The organism is Nocardioides hankookensis, assembly GCF_042658885.1.
Classification (GTDB): Bacteria; Actinomycetota; Actinomycetes; order Propionibacteriales; family Nocardioidaceae; genus Nocardioides; species Nocardioides hankookensis.
Window position 1 is genome coordinate 421,046 of the sequence record NZ_JBHSRJ010000002.1, and the last position, 19,700, is coordinate 440,745.

24 protein-coding genes are annotated in these 19,700 nt (G+C 71.4%); 1 reads left to right on the forward strand and 23 read right to left on the reverse strand.

Annotation, left to right across the window (positions count from 1 at the left end; translation table 11 throughout):
* Nucleotides 1-6: 6 nt before the first annotated feature.
* The 23 genes from fliN to ACFPYL_RS05065 all read right to left on the reverse strand — a co-directional run bounded on the left by fliN (nucleotide 7) and on the right by ACFPYL_RS05065 (nucleotide 18,984).
* Nucleotides 7-822, reverse strand: a complete 816-nt coding sequence (gene fliN / locus ACFPYL_RS04955; RefSeq protein WP_379151055.1) for a flagellar motor switch protein FliN — start codon at nucleotides 820-822, stop codon at nucleotides 7-9.
* Complete coding sequence (locus tag ACFPYL_RS04960; RefSeq protein ID WP_379151058.1) at nucleotides 819-1,772, reverse strand: flagellar motor switch protein FliM; 954 nt, start codon at nucleotides 1,770-1,772, stop codon at nucleotides 819-821. The genes fliN and ACFPYL_RS04960 overlap by 4 nt, the downstream gene beginning before the upstream one ends.
* Nucleotides 1,773-1,853: 81 nt before the next feature.
* Nucleotides 1,854-2,291 (reverse strand): flagellar basal body-associated FliL family protein, encoded by a 438-nt coding sequence (locus tag ACFPYL_RS04965; RefSeq protein ID WP_379151061.1) that lies wholly within the window; start codon nucleotides 2,289-2,291, stop codon nucleotides 1,854-1,856.
* The gene (locus ACFPYL_RS04970; protein WP_379151064.1) at nucleotides 2,288-3,310 is read right to left on the reverse strand and encodes a flagellar motor protein MotB; all 1,023 of its coding nucleotides are present in this window, start codon (nucleotides 3,308-3,310) and stop codon (nucleotides 2,288-2,290) included. The genes ACFPYL_RS04965 and ACFPYL_RS04970 overlap by 4 nt, the downstream gene beginning before the upstream one ends.
* Nucleotide 3,311: 1 nt before the next feature.
* A complete protein-coding gene (locus ACFPYL_RS04975; protein WP_379151067.1) occupies nucleotides 3,312-4,079 on the reverse strand; it encodes a motility protein A in 768 nt (255 codons plus the stop codon).
* Nucleotides 4,079-4,393: a flagellar FlbD family protein gene (locus tag ACFPYL_RS04980; protein WP_379151070.1), complete on the reverse strand. Its 315-nt coding sequence runs from the start codon at nucleotides 4,391-4,393 to the stop codon at nucleotides 4,079-4,081. Before ACFPYL_RS04980 ends, ACFPYL_RS04975 begins: the two co-directional genes overlap by 1 nt.
* 305 nt (nucleotides 4,394-4,698) lie before the next feature.
* The gene (locus ACFPYL_RS04985; protein ID WP_379151073.1) at nucleotides 4,699-5,550 is read right to left on the reverse strand and encodes a flagellar hook-basal body complex protein; all 852 of its coding nucleotides are present in this window, start codon (nucleotides 5,548-5,550) and stop codon (nucleotides 4,699-4,701) included.
* A gap of 30 nt (nucleotides 5,551-5,580) precedes the next feature.
* Nucleotides 5,581-6,027, reverse strand: a complete 447-nt coding sequence (locus ACFPYL_RS04990; RefSeq protein ID WP_379151075.1) for a flagellar hook assembly protein FlgD — start codon at nucleotides 6,025-6,027, stop codon at nucleotides 5,581-5,583.
* Nucleotides 6,028-6,036: 9 nt separating this feature from the next.
* Nucleotides 6,037-7,428, reverse strand: coding sequence for a flagellar hook-length control protein FliK (locus ACFPYL_RS04995; protein ID WP_379151078.1), 1,392 nt, complete (start codon nucleotides 7,426-7,428; stop codon nucleotides 6,037-6,039).
* A complete protein-coding gene (locus tag ACFPYL_RS05000) occupies nucleotides 7,425-8,378 on the reverse strand; it encodes a transglycosylase SLT domain-containing protein (RefSeq protein WP_379151080.1) in 954 nt (317 codons plus the stop codon). The genes ACFPYL_RS04995 and ACFPYL_RS05000 overlap by 4 nt, the downstream gene beginning before the upstream one ends.
* Nucleotides 8,375-8,827 (reverse strand): flagellar FliJ family protein, encoded by a 453-nt coding sequence (locus tag ACFPYL_RS05005; protein ID WP_379151083.1) that lies wholly within the window; start codon nucleotides 8,825-8,827, stop codon nucleotides 8,375-8,377. The genes ACFPYL_RS05000 and ACFPYL_RS05005 overlap by 4 nt, the downstream gene beginning before the upstream one ends.
* On the reverse strand, nucleotides 8,824-10,128 hold the full coding sequence (locus ACFPYL_RS05010) for a FliI/YscN family ATPase (protein ID WP_379151086.1): 1,305 nt from the start codon (nucleotides 10,126-10,128) through the stop codon (nucleotides 8,824-8,826). The genes ACFPYL_RS05005 and ACFPYL_RS05010 overlap by 4 nt, the downstream gene beginning before the upstream one ends.
* A complete protein-coding gene (locus ACFPYL_RS05015; protein ID WP_379151088.1) occupies nucleotides 10,125-10,772 on the reverse strand; it encodes a FliH/SctL family protein in 648 nt (215 codons plus the stop codon). Before ACFPYL_RS05015 ends, ACFPYL_RS05010 begins: the two co-directional genes overlap by 4 nt.
* Nucleotides 10,765-11,781 carry a flagellar motor switch protein FliG gene (gene fliG / locus ACFPYL_RS05020; protein WP_379151091.1) on the reverse strand — a complete coding sequence of 339 codons (1,017 nt, stop codon included), beginning with the start codon at nucleotides 11,779-11,781 and terminating at the stop codon, nucleotides 10,765-10,767. Before fliG ends, ACFPYL_RS05015 begins: the two co-directional genes overlap by 8 nt.
* A complete protein-coding gene (fliF, locus tag ACFPYL_RS05025; RefSeq protein ID WP_379151094.1) occupies nucleotides 11,781-13,385 on the reverse strand; it encodes a flagellar basal-body MS-ring/collar protein FliF in 1,605 nt (534 codons plus the stop codon). The genes fliG and fliF overlap by 1 nt, the downstream gene beginning before the upstream one ends.
* Nucleotides 13,382-13,714, reverse strand: coding sequence for a flagellar hook-basal body complex protein FliE (fliE, locus tag ACFPYL_RS05030; RefSeq protein WP_379151097.1), 333 nt, complete (start codon nucleotides 13,712-13,714; stop codon nucleotides 13,382-13,384). The genes fliF and fliE overlap by 4 nt, the downstream gene beginning before the upstream one ends.
* Nucleotide 13,715: 1 nt before the next feature.
* Nucleotides 13,716-14,108 carry a flagellar basal body rod protein FlgC gene (locus ACFPYL_RS05035; protein WP_379151100.1) on the reverse strand — a complete coding sequence of 131 codons (393 nt, stop codon included), beginning with the start codon at nucleotides 14,106-14,108 and terminating at the stop codon, nucleotides 13,716-13,718.
* Nucleotides 14,108-14,461 (reverse strand): flagellar basal body rod protein FlgB, encoded by a 354-nt coding sequence (locus ACFPYL_RS05040; RefSeq protein ID WP_379151103.1) that lies wholly within the window; start codon nucleotides 14,459-14,461, stop codon nucleotides 14,108-14,110. Before ACFPYL_RS05040 ends, ACFPYL_RS05035 begins: the two co-directional genes overlap by 1 nt.
* 146 nt (nucleotides 14,462-14,607) lie before the next feature.
* Complete coding sequence (locus ACFPYL_RS05045; protein ID WP_379151106.1) at nucleotides 14,608-14,922, reverse strand: hypothetical protein; 315 nt, start codon at nucleotides 14,920-14,922, stop codon at nucleotides 14,608-14,610.
* Between the two features lie 10 nt (nucleotides 14,923-14,932).
* Nucleotides 14,933-15,319, reverse strand: a complete 387-nt coding sequence (fliS, locus tag ACFPYL_RS05050) for a flagellar export chaperone FliS (RefSeq protein WP_379151110.1) — start codon at nucleotides 15,317-15,319, stop codon at nucleotides 14,933-14,935.
* Nucleotides 15,320-15,374: 55 nt separating this feature from the next.
* Complete coding sequence (gene fliD / locus ACFPYL_RS05055; protein WP_379151112.1) at nucleotides 15,375-16,721, reverse strand: flagellar filament capping protein FliD; 1,347 nt, start codon at nucleotides 16,719-16,721, stop codon at nucleotides 15,375-15,377.
* Between the two features lie 115 nt (nucleotides 16,722-16,836).
* Nucleotides 16,837-17,973 (reverse strand): flagellin N-terminal helical domain-containing protein, encoded by a 1,137-nt coding sequence (locus ACFPYL_RS05060; RefSeq protein ID WP_379151115.1) that lies wholly within the window; start codon nucleotides 17,971-17,973, stop codon nucleotides 16,837-16,839.
* A 162-nt stretch (nucleotides 17,974-18,135) separates the two neighbouring features.
* The gene (locus ACFPYL_RS05065; RefSeq protein WP_379151118.1) at nucleotides 18,136-18,984 is read right to left on the reverse strand and encodes a sigma-70 family RNA polymerase sigma factor; all 849 of its coding nucleotides are present in this window, start codon (nucleotides 18,982-18,984) and stop codon (nucleotides 18,136-18,138) included.
* Nucleotides 18,985-19,223: 239 nt separating this feature from the next.
* On the opposite strand from ACFPYL_RS05065, the gene ACFPYL_RS05070 reads away from it, so the two are divergent.
* On the forward strand, nucleotides 19,224-19,700 hold the full coding sequence (locus tag ACFPYL_RS05070) for a flagellar protein FlgN (RefSeq protein ID WP_379151121.1): 477 nt from the start codon (nucleotides 19,224-19,226) through the stop codon (nucleotides 19,698-19,700).

The following is a 19,700-nucleotide window of genomic DNA, read 5'->3' on the forward strand; positions in this document are numbered from 1 at the left end:
GTCAGGTCAGCTCGCTGCCGCGTCGACGGCGATCTCGGTGATGCGCAGGCCGAAGTCCTCGTCGATCACGACGACCTCGCCGCGGGCGATCAGGCGGCCGTTGACCAGGAGGTCGGCGGGGCTGCCGGCGGCGCGGTCCAGCTCCAGGACGGCGCCGGGGGTGAGGTCGAGCAGGTCGCGGACGGTCATCCGGGTGCGGCCGATCTCGACCGTCACCTCCATGTCGACGCCGTGCAGCAGCTCGATGCCGGGGCTCGGGCGGTGCTGGTCGAGGTGGCCGACCGAGCTGAGCACGTTGCCGGGCACGGGTGCGGTCGCGGCCTCGACGATCTCGGCGGCGCCGGGCACCGGCCCGGTCGCCGCGGACAGCTCGGAGTTGTGGGCGCCGGAGAGCACGTTGTCGGGCATCAGCACCGCGGCCGCGACCGAGCCCGAGTTGGCGGTGGTGTGCAGGAACGCGACCGTGAACGGCGACGCGACGTCGCGGGCGACGAGCGGGAGCACGACCTCGCGGGCGGCGCCGACCCGGCCGTGCAGCGCGGCGGCGACGGCGTCCAGGGTGGGCTGGAGGGCAGCGGCGAGGTCGAGACCGCCGAGCGGGCTGCTGGCCAGCGCGTCCACGAGCTCCTGGCCGACGAGCACCGCGATCCGGCCGGGGACGGCCGCCTCGAGGTCGGCGATGACCGCGCCGGCGAACGGCCCGGCGACCTGGGGGTCGCCCGGGGCGACCGTGCCGACGGTCAGCGGCTCGGCGGAGGGCAGCACCGCCGCGCCGGCGCCGGCGGCGGCGAGGGCGAGCTCGGTGACGTTCTGGTTGCTCACGGGGTCTCCTTGGGGGTGCCCACGATCAGGGCGGCGAGCCGGAAACCGCTGGTCCCGGCAGTGGCGTGCGCGAAGTTGATGCCGTCCACGACCACCTCGAGCGGGGCGGACGCAGGGTGGTTGAGACGGATGGCGTCGCCCGGCTGGAGCGCGGCGAGGTCGCCCGGGCTGAGCGTCGTGGGCCGGAGCCGGACGGCGACGTCGACCGGCACGGTCTGGAACTGGTCCTTGAGCTCGGCCGCGGCACGCGCGCGCTGGGCGCGCTCCCGGTCCGAGACCGGCGCCGGGGCGGCCGCGCGCAGCAGGTGCGGGAGCAGCCCGGAGAAGGGCATGCACATGGACATCGGGAACGCCCGCTCGTTGATCTTGAGCTCGAGGTGCATGGCGACCATGACGTCGGAGGCGCCGGCGACCTGGGCGAACTGGGGGCTGTACTCGACCCCGGTGACGACCGGCTCGAAGGCCACGATCGAGGCGAGGGAGTAGCGCAGCTCGTGGAGCAGGCGCTCGATCAGACCGCGCGAGACACCGGTCTCGATCTCGGTCAGCGCGCGCTCGGGCTGGTCGGCGCGGCCGGGGCCGCCGAGCATGTGGTCGACGGCGGTCATCACGGCGACGACCGGGATCTCGAGCACGCACTTGCTGAGCAGGGGCTCCGCCGAGAAGATCGTGAGGTACGTCGTCGCCTCGAGCGAGTCGACGTACTCCGCGTAGCTGCTCTGCTCGATCCCCGTGAGCGTGACCGCGCAGACGGTGCGCAGGGACGACGTCAGCACCGTCGTCGCCTGGCGGCAGAAGCCGTCGAGCGCCACCTGGATCATCCGCGAGTGCTCGCGGGAGAGCTGGATGGGTCGCCGGAAGTCGTAGAGGACCGGTTCCGGGGCAGGCCGACCGCCCCGGTCGGCCACGAGGGCGCCGGGGTGTGCGTCGGAGCTGTCGGAGGGCGGCACGAACAGACGGATCGGCCCCGTTCGCCCCTACCTGAGGAAATGTGTCGAAGTGAGTTGGATCACCCCGTCATGCGGGTCCTCTCACTGGGTCACGAACTCGGTGAAGTACACGTCCATGACGTCCCCGTGGTAGAGGTGCTCGAGCTCCTTGACGAGCTTCTCCTTGAGGACGACCCGCTTGTGGCCCTCGATCTGCTCGAGCTTCTTGCCGCTGAAGAGCTCGATCGCCGCGTCGAGCGCCTTGCTGCCGTCGACCTCGTGCGCGGTCGTGGTCAGCTGGAGCGCCAGGCCCAGCCGCAGGTAGTGGGTGTCGGCCAGGTTGATCTGGGTCGCGTCCATCGTCACGATCTCGCCCGGCTCCGGCGGGGGCGTCGGACCGGCCGGCTTGAGGAAGAACCAGTAGACCGCGCCACCGACGACCAGCAGCGCCACCACGATCATGATCAGCTTCTTCTTCCCGCCCTTCTTATTCTCGTCGTCGGCGGTCTTCTCGGGTGCCTTCTCGGCGGTCGCGCTCATTCGTGTCCCCCCTCGGAGTCGTGGCCGGCGCTCGCGGCGTCGGTCCCGTGGCTGGTGCTGGTGTCGTCCGTGCTGGTGTCGTCGGTGCTGGTGTCGTCGGCCGTGTCGTCGCTCTCGGTGGTGCTCGAGCCCTCCTTGGCCCGCGCCGCCTCCTTCAGGAGCTGCTGCGCGTCCTGCCCGACGTTCGGGAGGACCACGATGTCCACCCGCTTGTTGATGTCCTGCGAGCCCGGCAGCAGCGGGTTGATGAGCGGCTTCTCGTGGCCGAACGCCGCCAGCGACAGGCGGGCGCCCGGGATGCCGGACACCTCGTTGAGGCGGCGCAGCACGGAGAGCGCGCGGGCGGCGGAGAGGTCCCAGTCGGTCGCGTAGTACTTCGGGGGACCGGCCGCCTGGTTGGTGTGGCCGTCGATGCGCAGGTCGTTGCCCAGGTCGTGGAGGACCGGCGCCAGCGTGTCCACGACCTCCTGGCCGCGCGGGCTCAGCTGCGCGACGTTCGGCTGGAAGACCACGTGCCGCGACACGAGGCTGACCACCAGCCCACGCTCGTCGATCGTGGTCGAGACGTCGTCGGCCAGGCCACGCTTCTTGAGCGCCGCCTTCAGCTTCTGCTCGGCCTCCTTCAGGCGGCTCGCCTCCGTGGCGGCAGCGTCGTACGACGCCTCCTTGCTCTTGCGTCGCTCCTCGTTGAGCGCCTCCGTGACCATGGCCTGACCCGCCGGCGAGAGCTGCTGGAAGATCTGGGTGCCCTCGAGCTCGGGGTTGGACGCCTCCTCGAGGTGGCCCTCGAGGATCGAGTCGGACCCCTTCATGAAGGAGCTGTCCGCACCGAAGCCCTCGGCGAGGCCGTTCTTCAGCGCGTTGTACTTCTTCTGGTCCACCGAGCTCATCGCGAACATGACGATGAAGAGCACCATCAGGAGCGTGAGCATGTCGGCATAGGTGACCAGCCAGCGCTCGTGGTTCTCGTGCTCCTCGTGCTCCTCGTGCTTCTTGCGACGACCCTTGGGCGCGCTCATGTCAGGCCGCCTCGGGTTCGCGTTGGTCCGCGGGCAGGAGCGACTGGAGGCGCTGTGCGACGACGCGTGGGTTCGAGCCCGCCTGGAGCGCGGCGATGCCCTCGATGATCAGCTCCATGCGGGCGGTCTCGAGCTCGCCGAGCCGCGCGATCCGGGTGCCGACCGGGAGGAAGAAGACGTTGGCCGACATGACGCCCCACAGGGTGGCGATGAAGGCGCCGGCGATCAGGTGTCCGAGCTTCTCGGGCTCCGCCAGGTTCTCGAGCACGTGCACGAGGCCCATGACGGTGCCGATGATGCCGATGGTCGGGGCGTAGGCACCCGCGGAGTTGAAGAACTTGGCCGCCTGCTTGGCCTCGGCCTTCACCGCGACGACCTCGGCCTCGAGGATGTCGCGGACCTCCTCCGGGTCGGTGCCGTCGATGGCCAGCGTGAGGCCGCGCGAGAGGAACGGCTCGTCGACGTCGCCGAGCGCGTCCTCGAGGGCGAGCAGGCCCTCGCGGCGGGCCTTCTCGGCGAGGGAGACCAGGGTCGGGACCAGGGCCCCGGCGCTGCCCGCGCCGCCCGTGAAGGCCTTGACCAGGCCGCGGACGGCCAGCTTCGTGTCGGCGAGCGTGCCGCCGGCCATCGAGATCATGATCGTGCCGCCCAGGACGAGCAGCATCGCGGGGATCGCGATCAGGCTGGCGGGGTTGCCGCCCTCCATGACGTTGGCGACGACGATGAAGACCAGCGCCCCGATGACGCCGATCAAGGTTGCCGGATCCATCAGCCCTCCGCTTCGTCGGCCGAGTCGACCGGGGTCAGCCCGAGGCGGGCCGTCGGATGCTCGGACACCGTGCCGAGGTGGGTGGGCCGCGCGTTCTGGCGCGCCCACATGTCGAGGTCGATCGCCGTGCTCATCGCGAGCACCTCGCCGCGGTGGCGGCGTACCGACGTGAGGACGTCGTCGAGGGACTCGAGCACGACGTACTTCTTGCCGTCGACGAGCGTGACCACGGTGTCGGGAGTGGCGTCGACGCGCTCGATCAGGTCGCAGTTGAGGGCGAACTTCGTCCCCGAGAGTCGCGTGAGCGTGATCATGTGCACCGTCCTTGGGCCTTGCCGAGAGCGCCTTCCGTGGCGACTCGAGGTGTCCATCGGCGGTGAGCGGTGCGACCTGAGGTGTGTGACGAGATCAACGGGCACGGCACTCAAGTCGGAGCGCCTGCTGCGCGAGCTTTCGCATCCGATCTGGCCGCGTTGTCGGGGACTCGACGGGACTTCGTCCCGCCTTCGCACCTCCGCCTTGCCAGATCGGCGCGAAACCCCGCTCGCGACGGCGCCGACTTGAGCGACGTGCCCGCCATCGCGGGCGCCGGTGGTGGCGCCCGCGACGATCGGCGTGATCAGCGCTTGATGTTGACGAGCTCCTCGAGGACCTGGTCGGACGTGGTGATGACGCGCGAGCTCGCCTGGAAGCCACGCTGGGCCAGGATCAGGTTGGTGAACTCGGCGGCCAGGTCGACGTTCGACATCTCGACCGAGCCGGCGACGAGCTCGCCGCGGCTGCCCTCGCCGGCCACGCCGAGCACGGCGGCACCGGAGTTGGCGGCGGCGCGGAAGCTGGTGCCGCCGACCTTCTCGAGACCCATCGGGTTCTGGAAGTCAGCGATCGCGACCTGGGCGATGACCCGCGACGAGTCGTCGTCGAAGGTCGCGGTCAGCTTGCCGTCGGCGCCGATCTCGTACGACTTCAGGGCGTGCGCCGGCGTGAGGCCGTCGTCCTGGGGCAGGGTGATCTTGCCGACGGTCGTCGTGATGGTGCCGGTCGAGTCGTACTCGAAGCCCTGCACCAGGCCGCCGCCCGGGGCGACCAGGTTCTTGTCCTCGTCCCACGAGAAGGCGCCGGCCCGGGTGTAGACGGTGTCGTTGCCCTTCTGGACGACGAACATGCCGTCGCCCTGGAGCATCAGGTCGGTCGAGCGACCCGTGGTCTGGTTCGAGCCCTGGTTGAAGTTCGTGTTGGTCGCCGCCAGCTGGACGCCGAGACCGACCTGGATCGGGTTGCTGCCGCCGCGCGCGGCACCGGCGTTCGGGCCGGAGCCGGAGGTGAGCATCTGCGACAGGGTGTCGGAGAAGACGGTCGAGCTGGACTTGAAGCCGACGGTGTTGGCGTTGGCGATGTTGTTGCCCGTGACGTCGAGCATGACCTGGTTGACGCGCAGGCCGCTGATGCCGGCGAAGAGTGAACGAAGCATGGTGGATCTCCTGGATTCGAGTGGTGGTGGTCAGCTGGCCGCGGCCGGAGCCGGGGCCGGGCTGGCGGTCGCCGAGATGGACTGGACCTGACCGAGGGAGACGCTGGTGCCGTCGACGACGAGCATCGGACCGCTCGCGTCGTACGTCACCGAGCCGACGAGGCCGGACGCGGTGGACCCGTCCTGGTTCACGTAGGAGACGTTCTTGCCGACCATGCCGGCCGCCCCGAACGAGACCTGCGCCGAGAGCAGGGCGGCCGTCTGGTCGGCGACGTCCTGCATCTTCTCGAGCGCCGTGAACTGGGCGTTCTGGGCCATCATCTGGCCCGAGTCGGTCGGGTTCATCGGGTCCTGGTAGCGCAGCTGCGCCACCATCAGGTTGAGAAACATCTCCTTGTCGGAGCTGTTCCCGGTCGTCGTCGTGGCGGGCTGGTAGAGACCCGTGCTCGTGACGGCCTCAGTAGCCGGGACGGACATCGCTGCTCCTCACATGCTCAGGTCGAGGCCGGACTGGCCGCGACGTGTCGTCGTGCTCGGTCGCGACGAGGGAGTCGCGCTGGGGATGCCGTCCGTGGCAGTGCTGCTTCCAGGGTGGGACCGGGAGCTCTCCCGGTCCGGTGCCGGCTCGCCACCAGGGCGTCCGGCTCCCGACCAGGCCCCTCCGGCCAGGTCGGTCGAGACATCGGTGCGCGTCGCCGCCGAGGTGGCGGGTACGACGGGCGCGGTGGGGGTGGTGCCGGTCGGGAGGTCGCGGATCAGGATCCGCGAGTCGGTCCGGCCGACGGACTCGAGCAGGCGCCGCAGCTCGGGCGCCCCTTCGGTGAGCGCGCGCTGGGCGTCGGTGCCGGCCGCGAGGCTGACCTCGAGACCGCCGGCGCGGTGGGTCAGCACGACCCGGACCTCGCCGAGCGACTCCGGGTTCAGCTTGACGACCACCCGGCTGGTGCCGGTCTCGGCGTTCGCGGTGGCGCGGAGCACCTCGGGGAAGACCTGGTCGGCGACCCGGGGGAGGTCCGCGGACGTGGTCGTCGTGGCCACCGGGGCAGCGGCGGCGGTCGGTGCGACGGCGGAGACCGCGGCCACCGCCGGTGCCTGGGTCGGTGCCTGGGTCTGAGCCTGGGCCTGCGCGGTGTCGGTGCGGACCTCGGTCCGCGACGTGGACGGTCCGGCAACCGGCTGCGCGGTCGCCTCGGCCGGGGCGGGTGCGGTGGCCGGGGCGGGTGCGGTGGCCGGGGTGTCGGCGCCCGCGGTCGGAGCGCCGTCCTTCGGCTCGTCGTCGGGGGTCCGGTCGCCGGTGCCGGACCGGGCGGCGGCACCCGCATCGGCGGCGACGGTGGGGACCGGGGCAGCGGTCGGGGCGCTGGTGGCGTCGACGGCGGAAACGGTCGGCGCGGCCTCGCCCGTCGCAGCGGTGGCGGCCGCGACGACCGGTGCGATGAGGGGCGCCACCACGATGGCGGTCGGCAGCATCGCGAGTGCCGTGCCGTCCGTCGGGTCGTCGGTCTCGTCGTCGACCGGTGCCGTCGCCGTGTCGTCGGTGGTCGCGGGGGCGACCGGGGCGGTCGGCACGAGGGGCAGGCCGGCCAGGTCGGCGGGAACGGTGGCGAGCACGGGCACGTCGGTGGCCGGGGTGGCCTCCGCCTCGGCCGGGGTCACGTCGGCCGGGGTCGCGTCGGCCGGCACCTCGCCGCCGGGCGAGGTCGCGACGCCGGTGGTCGTCGCGGCCGTGACGTCGCCGGTGAGCAGGCCGCTCACCAGGGCGAGGAAGAGGTCGCCGCTGCCGGGGTTCGACTCGCGGCCCTGGCTGCTCGCACCACCCAGTGCGGGGTCGGCGGCGATCGCGGCGCCGAGGCCGGTCAGGAGTGTCGTGGGGTTCATGCTGCCTCCAGCGTCGACATGACGGAGCGGACGTAGTTCTGGGTCTCGGCGTACGGCGGGATGCCGTCGTACCGGAGCACCGCACCCGGGCCGGCGTTGTACGCCGCGAGCGCGAGCGGGGTGCTGCCGAAGCGGTCGAGCAGGCTGCTGAGCAGGCGCGCGGCGCCGTCGACGGCCTGGGCCGGGTCGTAGGCGTTGGTGACGCCGAGGCCCTGGGCGGTGCCGGGCATCAGCTGCATCAGGCCCTGCGCGCCGGCCGGGCTGGTGACCCGTGGGTTGTAGCCGGACTCCTGCTTCGCGACGGCCGAGAGGAGGTCGGCGCCGACGCCGTACTTCGCCGCGGCGCTCTCGAAGAGGGAGGCGTACGGCGTGCCCGCGGCGACGCGGCCGGTGGTCACGCCGCCGACCGAGGCAGCCGAGCCCACCGCCGACGTGCCGGCGTCGGGGACGACGCGTCGGATCGCGGTGGGGGTCTCGTAGATCGGGCCGAGCCGCACGTCCAGGCCGGGGCGCGGGGCCTCGATCATCTGGTTCTCGCCGACGTAGATGGCGACGTGGTGCACCGGGGAGCCGAAGGCGAGGATGTCGCCGGGCTGCGCGTCGGCGAGCGAGTCGACGGGGCGTCCGGCCTCGGCCTGCTGGTAGGAGACGCGGGGCAGGTCGTAGCCGAGGTCGGAGTAGACCTTCTGCACGAGGCCCGAGCAGTCGAGCCCCTTCTCCGGGTCGGTGCCGCCCCACACGTACGGCACGCCGATGTACTTGCGGGCGTCGGCGACGACGGCGTCGCCCTTCGCCGTACCCGTGGCGGTCGCGGCGGCGGTGGTCGTCGTCGCTGCGGCGTCGGTCAGGGCGCTCGAGAACGCCGTGGAGCTGGTGCTGCTCGCCGGCTTCAGCAGCGCGAGCTGAGCCTGGATCTGGGAGATCCGGCTCGTCACGTCGGAGACGCTCATCGGGCACCCCCGACCGCGACGACGTCGGCGCGCCGGCGCCACATCTCCTGGGCGACCTCGTCGAGCTCGCGGGTCTCCTTGCGGGCACGCTCGGCGCGTACGGCGGCGGCCCGGCGCTCGACGAGCGACTCGACGGCGGCCAGCCGGCTGCGGTCGGCGAGCCACCGGTCCCGGGCGGCGGCGGTCACGTCGCGCGACGTCTCGAGGGTCGCGCGGCCGTCGGCCAGCGCGGTGCGGATCAGCTCCACGGTGTGCTGGCGGCCGTGGAAGGCGGTGAGGTCGAAGGTGGCCGGCATGGGCAGGTTCGCCAGCAGCTGCTCGAGGTCGGCGACCTTGGCGGCCGCCTCGCGCTCCTCCTGGAGGGCCGCGGCGAGGCCGATGCGGCTGTCCCGCTCACGGACGCTGCGCAGCCGGACCAGCCCGCCGAGGTTCCCCTGCTGCCGGCTCACGTCGTCACCAGCTGGTGGAGGGCGGCCCAGGTCTCGGCAGCGGGGGTGGCGTCGTCCATGTCCTGGCGCAGGAAGGCCTCGATCGCGGGCATCAGGGCCAGCGCCAGGTCGGCGTCGGGGTCGCTGCCCGGCGCGTAGGCGCCGATCTCGACGAGCTCCTTGACGTTGCGGTGCGCGGCGAGCAGCCGGCGCAGCCGCTGCGCGTCCTGCTTGCCGGTCGGCGAGACGATCGCGGAGACGCGCGAGATCGACTCGAGCACGTCGATGCTGGGGAAGTGGCCCGAGGTGGCGAGCTCACGGGTCAGCACGATGTGGCCGTCCAGGATCGACCGGGCGGCGTCACCGATCGGGTCCTGCATGTCGTCGCCCTCGACGAGGACGGTGTAGAGCCCGGTGATGCTGCCGGACGGCGACGTGCCGGCGCGCTCGAGGAGCTGCGGCAGCATCGCGAACACGCTGGGCGGGAAGCCGCGGGTGGCCGGGGGCTCGCCGGCGGACAGGCCGATCTCGCGCTGGGCGAGGGCGACGCGGGTGAGGCTGTCCATCATCAGGACGACGTCGCGACCGGCGTCGCGGAACCACTCGGCGATCCGGGTCGCGACGAACGCCGCGCGCAGCCGCACCACCGGCGGCTCGTCGGAGGTCGCGACCACGACGATCGAGCGGGCCAGGCCCTCGGGGCCGAGGTCGTTCTCGAGGAACTCCCGGACCTCGCGGCCACGCTCGCCGATCAGCGCGATGACGGAGATCTCGGCGTCGGTGCCGCGGGCGATCATCGAGAGCAGGCTGGACTTGCCGACGCCGGAGCCCGCCATGATGCCGAGGCGCTGACCGCGTCCGCACGCCGTCAGCGAGTCCATGGCGCGTACGCCGAGGCTCAGCTGCTGGTCGATGCGCGGGCGCAGCAGGGCGTTGGGGGTCTCGTTGTTGACGACGACCTGGTCGAGGTGGCCGAGCGACGGCCCGCCGTCGATCGGGCGGCCGAGGCCGTCGAGCACGCGACCGCGCAGCTCCTCGCCGACCGCGATCCGCAGGCCGAGGCCGCTGGCCTCGACGTGGTCGCCGACCCGCAGCCCGGTGGTCTCGGCGAGGGGCAGGCAGGTGAGCACGCCGTACTCGCTCGCGACGACCTCGACCGGCACCGGGCCGGCGGCGCCACGGACCTCGAGCAGGTCGCCGAGCGCGGCGGAGACGCCGGACACGGTGACCCGCAGGCCGAGCAGGCCGGACACCCGGCCGAGGCGCTGGGGCACGACGGCGGCGCGGGCCGCGGTCGCGTGCGCGAGCGTGAGGGCGGTCATGACAGCGCGTCCCGCAGCCGGTCGATCGCCTGGGCGAGGCGCAGGTCGACGGCGGTGGTGCTGGTCTCGACGACCGCGTCGTGCAGGTCGAGGGTGGGGTCGGCGACGACCTCGACGCCGACCGCGTCGAGGTCGGCGACGGCGAGCGAGGTGGCGGTCGCCGGGTGCACGCGCACGGTCGTGGACGGGTCCTTCGGCAGCACGGCGAGCACCCGGCCGACGACCCCGGGGCCGGGGTCGGAGGTGGCGGAGAGCTCGTGACCGAGCAGCGTGCGGATGACCTCGAACGCGAGGTCGGTGGCCTGGTCGGCGATCCGGGTCGCGACATCCTGCGCGGACGCCGCGACGGCGGCCGCGGCGGCGTGCAGGCCGGCGACGGCGGCCGCGTGCTCGCGGGCCCGGGCCTGCTCGCGACGGTCGGCCTCGGCGGCGACCGCGGCCGCCTCCTCGGCACCGCGGCGGAGCGCGGCCCGCTGGCCCTCGGACCAGCCGACGGCGTACCCCTGCGCCTGGGCGGCGCTGCGGGTGCGCTCGGCGAGCCGGCCGAGGACGGCCTCGGTCGCGCTGTCGCCGAGGACGCGCTCGTCGCCGAGACGGGTCCAGTGGCCGTGGCGGAGGTCGGGGTAGGAGAGCGCCTCAGACAACGAGCTCCTCCTCGCTGCCGCTGCGGTGGACCATGATCTGGCCCTGCTCCTCGAGCTGGCGGATCTTGCGGATCACGCCCTGCTGCGCCTCCTCGACCTGGGTCAGGCGGACGGCGCCCAGCAGCTCGACCTCCTCGATGAGGGTCTCGGCGGCCCGGGAGGAGAGGTTGGAGGTGATCTTGGAGCGCACCGACTCGCTGACGCCCTTGAGCGCGAGGGCGAGCTCGGCCTCGTTGACCTGGCGCAGCACCAGCTGCACCGAGCGGTCGTCGAGGTGGACGATGTCCTCGAACATGAACATCCGGCTGCGGACCTCGTCGGCGAGCTCGGCGTCGAGGTTCTCGAGACCCTCGACGATGGCGCGCTCGGTGACGCGGTCGGAGCGGTTGATGATGTTGACCAGGGGGTCGACGCCGCCGACCTGCGAGAGCTCCGAGGGCTGGAGGACCGAGGAGAGCTTGCGCTCCAGGTTGGCCTCGACGGCGCGGATGATCTCGGGGGTGGTCCGGTCCATCACGGCGATCCGGTGGGCGATCTCGGCCTGGAGGTTCGGGGGGAGCCCGGCGATGACCATCGACGCCTTGTCCGGGGTCATGTGCGCCAGCACGAGGGCGATGACCTGCGGGTGCTCCTCCGCGATGAACGTGCGGACCTGGCTCGGGTCGGCGCGGTGCAGGAACTGGAACGGCATCTTCACCGCGGCCGCCTGCAGGCGCTCCATGATCTCGTTGGCGCGCTCGGAGCCGAGCGACTGCTCGAGCATGGTGCGGGCGAAGGCCAGTCCGCCGTGGGCGATGTTGGCCTGGGCCGTCGCCATCTCGGAGAACTCGGACAGCACGGCGCCGCTCTCGGAGGCATCGACCACGTCGAGCCGGGCGATCTCGGCGGAGATGGCCTCGACCTCCCCGTCGGACAGGTGGCTGAGCACCTCTCCGGCCTTGTCGCGGCCGAGCTGGATCAGGATGATGGCGGCCTTGCGGACGCCGAGCGAGGCGAGGTTCGTCGTCATCAGGACCGCTCCACCAGCCAGCCGCGGAGCAGCGTGGCGATCTCGTCGGGCTGCCGCTCGGCGAGGGCAGCGACCTCACGCTTGAGCTCGTCGTTGGCTGCCTGCTCGGCGGTCTCCAGGGCGGCGACGGCCGGTGCGGGCTCGAGCGCTGCCGCGGCCGCGGCGCGGTTCGCCGCGTCGAGGCGGAGCTGCTCGACGAGGTACTCGGTGCGCTCCTCGCGGGCCTTCTTGCCGCGCCGGGCGCGCAGCCAGGCGAGCAGCAGCATGGCGAGCACGGCGACGGCGATGCCGCCGTTGCGGATCATCGACCAGCGCTGGGCGTCGGCCTTCGCCTTGTTGGCAGCGGCGAGCTCGGCGGCGGCAGCGGTGTCCGCGGTGCGGTCGAAGGCGATCGACGAGACGTCGACCGTGTCGCCGCGGGACGGGTCGATGCCGACGGTCGCGGAGATCAGCTGCTTGAGGCCGACCGCGTCCACGCCCGGGTTGGCGGTCGGGTCGACCACCACGCCGATGTGCAGCGAACGGACGCTGCCCGGTGCGGCCTCGCGGTGCTCCTTGGTGGTCTCGACCGCGTTGTCCTTGGTCGCCGACTCCTTGACGTAGCTCGACCCGTTCGAGCCGGTGCCCGAGACCGTGCCGGTGGAGTCCATCTGGCCGTCCGGCCCGACGACGCCGGTGCTGCCGCCCGCGGTGCCGTCGCCGGTGTAGCTCTCCTTGCTGGTCGACTCGGAGAGCGGCGGCACCTTCTTGTTGGCGCTGTACGTCGTCGACTCCTGGATGGCCCGGTCGAAGTCGAGGTCGGCGGAGACCTGGACGGTCGAGTTGCCGGGACCGAGGACGCGGTCGAGCATCGCCTGGATCTGCGCGGTCTTGCGGTTCTGGAAGTCGGTGACGGCCTGCGACTGGGTGCCCGCGCCGACGCCGCCGGCCGCGCCCATGGTGGAGAGGACCTTGCCGGACGAGTCGGCGACGGTGACGTTGGCCGGGTCGAGGCCGTCGATGCTGGAGGCGACCAGGTTGACGATCGCCTGGACCTTCTCGGCGTCCATCGTCGTGCCGGCGGAGGTGTCGAGGAGCACCGACGCGGTGGTCGGGTCCTGCTCGTCCGAGAACACCTTCTTCTCCGGGATCGCGAGGTGGACGACGGCGGTGTTCACGCCGTCGACGGCCTCGATCGTCTTGGTGAGCTCGCCCTCCATGGCCCGCTTGAAGTCGGTCTGCTCCTGGAAGTCGGACGTCGTCATGTCCTGGCCGTCGAGGATCGAGTAGCCGCCGTCGGAGCTGTTGGCCGGCAGGCCCTGGCCCGACAGGGTGATGCGGGTCGAGTAGACCTTGTCGCGCGGCACCATGATCGTGCTGCCGCCGTCGGCCAGCTCGTACGGCACACCCTCGGCGGTGAGCTCGTCGACGACCGACGAGGCGTCCTCGGCCGCCAGGTTGCTGTAGAGCGGCGCGTAGTTCGGCGTCGACACCCAGCGGAACACCATGAACGCCGCGAGCAGCAGCGCGCCGGTGCCGACCACGGCGACCAGGCGCTGGCCCAGGGTGAGCGACATGAAGGTGGTCCGCAGGCGCGTGAGCGTGCGGGAGAGGTTCTGCTTCATCCGATGGGCATCCGCATGATCTCGTTGAACGCCTCGAGTGCGCGGTTGCGCACGGCGACGGTCAGCTGGGCAGTGACCGAGGCCTCGGTTGCGGCCACGGTGTAGTCGTGGATGTCGTTCAGGTCACCGGTGGCGGCCTGGACGGCGAGCTTGTCCGACTTGTCCTGGACGGCCTCGAGGCGGTCCAGGCCGTCGAGCACCATGTCGCCGAACGCACCGCCGGCGGCCTTGGTGCCCGACGTCCCCGCCGTCGAGGTGACGGAGGACGGCGACATCGTCGGCGCGACGTACGGCTGGAAGCCGATCGACTCGATACCAGAGACGCTCATGTCAGCGGCGTCCGATCTCGAGGGCGCTGCGGTAGTTGTCCTGGGCGTCCTTGGTGACCTGGACCGAGGCCTGGAAGCCGCGCTGGGCCATGACCAGCTGCGTCATCTGGGTGGCGAGGTCGTCCTCGGGGGCGCGGACGTAGCCGTCGGCGTCGGCCATCGGGTTGCCCGGGTCGGACACGAGCCGACCGGCCGGGTCGCTGAGCGCGAGGCCCGCGACCTCCACGCCGCCGCCGGCCAGCGCGCGCACGATCGGCGTCTGCGTCTGGAAGGCGGTCTGGCTGGTGGGGACGACGGTGTTGACGTTCGCGATGTTGTTCGCGAGGGAGTCGAGCCAGGTCTGGTGCATCCCCATCGAGGAGCCCGCGATGCGCAGGGCGTCGAAGGCGCCCATCAGGAGGCCGCCACCGTGCGGATGAGATCGAAGCGGTCGCTCGTGGCGCGCGTGATCATCTGGTACTGGAACTGCGACTGGACCGCGGCCAGCGTCTCCTTGCGGAGGTCGACGTTGTTGTCGTTGGCGCCGACGGGCGTGTCGGTGGCGGTCAGCGTCGGCGCGATCGAGCCGTCGGGGGAGCCCGAGGCGATCGCGGAGCGCAGGCTGGTCTCGAAGTCGACACTGCTCGCCCGGTAGTGGGGGGTGTCGACGTTCGCGATGTTGTCGGCGATGACTCGCTGACGCAGGGCGATGCCGTCGAGCGCGGATCCGAGGATCGCGCCGACGGGATCGGACAGGTGGAACGACACGCCAAGCCTCCGAGGAATGCGAGGTGGGTTGCCGTTCCGTCGGCGGGGTGGAGCGATCCTTGCTCAGGGGAGTTGATCGGCGGGTGCTCGCCCTGCTTGAGGAAATCTGGAAGAAAAAGGTCCGAAGTTCTCGGCGTGTCTTCCGATCAGGCCGTGACGTCGAGGTAGACGGAGCGTCCGGTGGCCCGGGTGGCGCGGTCGACCCTGTTCGCGAAGTCGTGCTGGCGACCGATCGTGCCGAGCAGGGCGGTCATCTCGACGCGCACCCGGTGCTGCCGGTCGCGCAGCGCCAGCGCCCGGTCCCGCAGGTCGTGGGGGATGGGCCCCGAGAGCTCGGGCTCGTCCCACGGCTCCGGCGCCGGCCGGCTCGGGTCCTGCAGGCGACGCTCCGCGAGGATGACCTCCAGCTCGAGGCGGTCGAGCGCGGTCGCCCAGTGCAGGTGGTGCCGGTCGTCGTTCATCGCGTCCTGCTCAGGCCGTCTGGGCAAGCAGCGAGCCGGCGGCCTCGCGCCAGGTGTCGCGGAGGGTCTCGACCACGTGCAGGCAGAACTCGGCGACCTTCAGGTCCTTGCCCATGTTCGCCTTGACCAGCTCGTGGTGCAGGTAGTCGTAGAGCGAGGCCAGGCCGGGGGCCCCCTCCCACGCGTTCACGTCGAGGCTGGCGTTCAGCTCGAGGACGATCTCCTGCGCGTGCAGCAGCGGCTCGTGCGCCTGGCTGGGCTCGCCCCGGCGCAGCGCGTCGGTGGCCCGCTGGACGTCGAGGACCAGACGCTCGTACAGCATGACGAGCAGCTGCGAGGGCGTCGCGGTCGAGACGGAGGCGGCAAGGTAGGTGTCACGCGGGTTGAGGATCGTCATCGGTTTTCCTTCCGTGGTCACGATGAGGGGTGGTTGTGCGGGGGCGGTGCTGGGCTCAGGAGTACGTCGGCAGGCTGGAGATCTGGCTGGACAGCCACGTGCTCTGGCTCTGGAGGGTGGAGAGGGCGGTCTCGAGCGCGGTGTACTGCCGCTCGAGGCTGCTGCGTCGGAGCTCCAGGCGGGTGTCCCAGTCCTCGATGCTCTTCTGCAGGCGATCGACGGTCGAGGTGTGACCGTTGATCGCGTTGGCGAAGGTGCCGTCGAGGCCGTCGCTGGCACCCTTGCTGACCGCGGAGACGCGGGCGACCCAGCCGTCCTGTGCCGGGGTCGCGCCGGAGGTGAACTTCGCCGCCGTGCCGGCCGGGTCGGCGGCGTACGCCTTCTCGAACGCTGTCGCGTCGAAGACCAGCTTGCCGTAGCGGTCGGTCTGGACCCCGTACGTCGCCATCGACGTCGTGCTGTCGCCGAAGACCGTGTTGAGGAGCTGGTCCCGGAGGGCCCGGGCGGTCGGGTCGCCGACGAGGACGCCGGCGGCCGTGGTGCCGCTCTTGACCGCGGTCTGCGTGTCGATCTTGTCCAGGAGCGAGTTGATCTGGTCGACGAACGAGCTGAGCGACGACGAGATCGTCGAGACGTTCTGCTTGACGGTCACGCTGGAGGTCGTGCCGATCGCGGTGTTCTGGGCGAGGGTGATGTTGACGCCCGGGACAATGTCGGTGAACGTGTTGCTCGCTGACGTCGCCGTGATCCCCAGACCCATGTTGATCTGTGCATCGGTGCCCGCGCGGACGGCAGCGCCGCCGAGCAGGTCGGAGCCGTCGTCCTTGGTGAGCGTGAACGCCGACGCGGCGCCCGTCTTGGTCGACTCGGCGATCAGCCGGTAGCTGCCGTCGGAGACCCTGACAGCGGTCGCCTTGACCCCCGTGTCGGCGGTCGACCCGTTGATGGCGGTGACCATCTCCTGGAGCGTGCCGCCCCCGACCGAGATGCTGTGAGGGACTCCGTCGCTGCCGGTGATCTTGATCTGCGAGCCGGCGACGACGTCGGTGAGCGCGGCGCCGGTGCTGAAGCCCAGCTGGTGGGTGGTGGCGAGCCGGTCGACCGTCAGCGAGAACGACGCGGCGCTGGCCTTGTCGGTGACCGCGACCGAGACGCCGGTCCCCGTCGACGTGCCCTGGAGCGTCTGCCAGGTCGACGCCTTGGCCAGCGTGGCGGCCTTGCTGGCGAGCAGAGCGGTGTCCGTGTTGAGGGCGCGAAGCGCAGAGATGACCGAGTTCTCGGAGTCCTGCGAGGTCTTGAGCTTGTCCTGCGGCACCTGCTCCAGCTGCATGAGCTGGTCGATGATGCTGGCGGTGTCGAGACCGCTGGCAAGACCGCTGATGCTGCTGGTTGCGCTGGCCACGGGGCTGCTCCTGCTCGGACGGGGACTCGGACTGAAACGGTCTCCGGGGGAGGATCGCTCCCCCGGAGACCGAGGTACGGCGGTGGGTCAGCCTCCGGCTGACCCACCGACGAGATCAGCGCAGCAGGGAGAGGACGCCCTGCGGGGCCTGGTTGGCCTGGGACAGCATCGCCGTGCCCGCCTGCGAGAGGATCTGCGAGCGGGTGAAGCTCATCATCTCCGAGGCCATGTCGGTGTCGCGGATGCGGCTCTCGGAGGCCGAGAGGTTCTCCTGGGTGACCGACAGGTTGTTGATGGTGTGCTCGAAGCGGTTCTGGAGCGCACCGAGGTTTGCCCGCGAGGTCGAGACCGCCTTGATGGCCCCGTCGATCTTGGTGATCGCCGCCGTCGCGCCGACCTTGCTCGACAGGTCGACGGTGCCGCCGAGGAGCGTCGCCGCGTCGAACCCACCCGTGCCGCTGGTGGCGGCCGCGGCGGTGGAGTTCGAGGCGCTGACCAGACCACCGGTGCTCGTGATCGTGCCGGTGAGGCTGTTGTCCTTGGCGCGGACGACCAGGTCGCCGTCCTCGTTGACGTTGGCCGAGAACGTCGACGCGAAGTTCGCGTCGTTGTTGAGCTGGTCGGCGATGTCGGTCGTGTTGGTGCTGGCCGTGAGCGCGCCGGTGGTGACCGAGACACCCCCGACCGCGAACGTGGCGGTGGCCGCGGTGGCGACCGCACCCGCGCCGGTGTCGAACGTGGTCGTGGCGCCGACCGCCGTGGTCGAGACGACGTCGACCTTGATGGTGTCGCCCGAGGCGTAGCCGACCTGGAAGTCCTTGTTCTTGAACGTGCCGTCGAGCAGGTTGATGTTGTTGAACGTGGTCTTCTGGGCGATCCGGTCGAGCTCCTTGGTGAGCGCCTTGGACTCGGAGTTGATGGCGTCACGCGAGGTCTGGTCGTTGGAGTCGTTGCCCGACTGCACGGCCAGGTCGCGCATGCGCTGCAGGATGGAGTGGGTCTCCGTCAGCGCGCCTTCAGCGGTCTGCACGACGCTGACGCCGTCCTGGGCGTTGCGCGTGGCGACCTTGATACCGCCGACCTGCGAACGCAGGCCCTCGGAGATGGCCAGACCGGCGGCGTCGTCCGCGGCCCGGTTGATGCGGTAGCCGCTGGACAGCTTCTCGAGCGACTTGGACATCTGGCCCTGGGTGACCGACAGGTTGCGGTAGGAGTTGAGGGCGTCGATGTTCTGGTTGATACGGAGACTCATGATGGTTCCTTCCTGGATTCGAGTCAGTGGAGCCCGTCCGTGGGCTCCTGCGACGAGTAGATCGGCCGGGGCCAGGAACGCCTGAGGGGATCGGCGCAGAATTTTTCGAGATTCTGCGGCGACCCCCTCAGGCGGTGACCGGTGCCGGGTACGGCGGGTGCGTCAGGCGCTGGCGTTGACCTGGACGTGGTCGCGGGCGTAGCCCCGCAGGCCGACGGCGTGCCGGGCCGCGACCGCCGCGAAGTAGGCCTCGCGCCGGCGGGCGGCCGCGCCGCCGGGGCGCGGGGCCTCGGGGACGAGGTCGGGCTCGAGCGCGTTGTTGAGGGCGTCGCGCAGGAGCACGAGGGCCTCCGCCCGCAGCTGGGAGACGCGGGACTCCGTCACGCCGAGGGCGGCGGCGATCTCCGCCATCGGCCGCTCGGCGAGGAAGTACTGCTCGACGACGTGACGCAGGCGCTCGGGGAGCTCGGCGATCGCCTCGGTCATGTAGGTGAGCTTCTCGCGGTGCTCGAGGATCGCCTCCGGGGTCGGGGAGCTGCTGACGAGGCTCTCGCCGAGCGAGTCGTCCTCGGAGGCGTGCAGCGAGAGGACCTGGGCGCGGGCCACGTCGTCCTCGTTGGCGGCGACCTCGTCGGTGCTCATCCCGGACGCCTGGGCGACCTCGGCCGTCGTGGCCGAGCGGCCGAGGACGGTCGCGAGCTGCGAGCGGGTCGCGTCGAGCTCGCGGGCCCGGCGGCGGACCGAGCGCGAGGCCCAGTCGATGCTGCGGAGCTCGTCGAGGATGGCGCCGCGGATGCGCGTGCTGGCGTACCGGTTGAACGGCACCCCGCGCTCGGCGTCGAAGGAGCGGGCGGCCTGCACGAGCGCGGCGAGGCCTGCGGAGCTGAGGTCGTCGCGATCGACATGGGACGGCACCCGAGCCATCGTCTCGCGCACGATGTGGCCGACGAGGGGCATGTGGAGGACGATCAGGTCCTCGGAGCCCTGCGGCACGTCGTTGTCATGGGTCACAACACATATTGTGCATTTCATGAACGGGTGTGTCCGCATATCTGGCAGAGATCTTGAAGCTTTTACCGTTACGACACGGTGACCCTGGTCACATCGAGGTTTGAAGCCGGAACTTCCACGCTCAGCAGAAAACTTCTTGCCCCTTTTCCTCAGGACCGCGGCAGAGGCCGCCGATGGACCCCCTGTCACCGCCGCCGATCCGCGCGGCTGGTCTGGACCATCGACATCCTGGGAGTGACGTGGAGAAGCTGACCTGGGTCCTGTGGCGGGAGCGCGAGCTCCTCGAGGCCCTGCTCTACCGCCTCGAGGTGGAAGCAGTGGTCATGTCGACCGGCCGCACGCGCTGGCTCGCCCATGCCGCCAACGACGTCGACGCGGCGTCCGCCGCGCTCCGCGACCTCGAGGTGATGCGCGCCGTCGCCGCCGACGAGGCCGCCCAGGCCGCCGGGCTCGCGCCCAACGCGAGCCTGAACGAGCTGATCGCCTCCTCGTCCGAGCCGTGGTCCGGCATCCTCACCGAGCACCGGGACTCGTTCCTCTCGCTCACCGAGGAGATCGCCCGGGTCGCGCAGACCAACCGGGCCCTCATCGTCGCCGGCCTCCGGGCCACCCAGGACACCCTGCTCGGGATCGACCAGGGCTCCTCGACGTACACGTCCGCGGGCTCGGTGGCCCGCGGTGACGCGCGCAGCGCGGTCCTCGACCGGAGCCTGTGA

Bases quoted from the DNA above. Each gene is read 5' to 3' on its own strand.
- ACFPYL_RS04965 (WP_379151061.1), bottom strand. From the start codon at position 2,291: ATGAGCGCGACCGCCGAGAAGGCACCCGAGAAGACCGCCGACGACGAG.
- ACFPYL_RS04970 (WP_379151064.1), bottom strand. From the start codon at position 3,310: ATGAGCGCGCCCAAGGGTCGTCGCAAGAAGCACGAGGAGCACGAGGAG.
- ACFPYL_RS04975 (WP_379151067.1), bottom strand. From the start codon at position 4,079: ATGGATCCGGCAACCTTGATCGGCGTCATCGGGGCGCTGGTCTTCATC.
- ACFPYL_RS04980 (WP_379151070.1), bottom strand. From the start codon at position 4,393: ATGATCACGCTCACGCGACTCTCGGGGACGAAGTTCGCCCTCAACTGC.
- ACFPYL_RS04985 (WP_379151073.1), bottom strand. From the start codon at position 5,550: ATGCTTCGTTCACTCTTCGCCGGCATCAGCGGCCTGCGCGTCAACCAG.
- ACFPYL_RS04990 (WP_379151075.1), bottom strand. From the start codon at position 6,027: ATGTCCGTCCCGGCTACTGAGGCCGTCACGAGCACGGGTCTCTACCAG.
- ACFPYL_RS04995 (WP_379151078.1), bottom strand. From the start codon at position 7,428: ATGAACCCCACGACACTCCTGACCGGCCTCGGCGCCGCGATCGCCGCC.
- ACFPYL_RS05000 (WP_379151080.1), bottom strand. From the start codon at position 8,378: ATGAGCGTCTCCGACGTGACGAGCCGGATCTCCCAGATCCAGGCTCAG.
- ACFPYL_RS05010 (WP_379151086.1), bottom strand. From the start codon at position 10,128: ATGACCGCCCTCACGCTCGCGCACGCGACCGCGGCCCGCGCCGCCGTC.
- fliG (WP_379151091.1), bottom strand. From the start codon at position 11,781: ATGACGACGAACCTCGCCTCGCTCGGCGTCCGCAAGGCCGCCATCATC.
- fliF (WP_379151094.1), bottom strand. From the start codon at position 13,385: ATGAAGCAGAACCTCTCCCGCACGCTCACGCGCCTGCGGACCACCTTC.
- fliE (WP_379151097.1), bottom strand. From the start codon at position 13,714: ATGAGCGTCTCTGGTATCGAGTCGATCGGCTTCCAGCCGTACGTCGCG.
- ACFPYL_RS05035 (WP_379151100.1), bottom strand. From the start codon at position 14,108: ATGGGCGCCTTCGACGCCCTGCGCATCGCGGGCTCCTCGATGGGGATG.
- ACFPYL_RS05045 (WP_379151106.1), bottom strand. From the start codon at position 14,922: ATGAACGACGACCGGCACCACCTGCACTGGGCGACCGCGCTCGACCGC.
- fliS (WP_379151110.1), bottom strand. From the start codon at position 15,319: ATGACGATCCTCAACCCGCGTGACACCTACCTTGCCGCCTCCGTCTCG.
- ACFPYL_RS05060 (WP_379151115.1), bottom strand. From the start codon at position 17,973: ATGAGTCTCCGTATCAACCAGAACATCGACGCCCTCAACTCCTACCGC.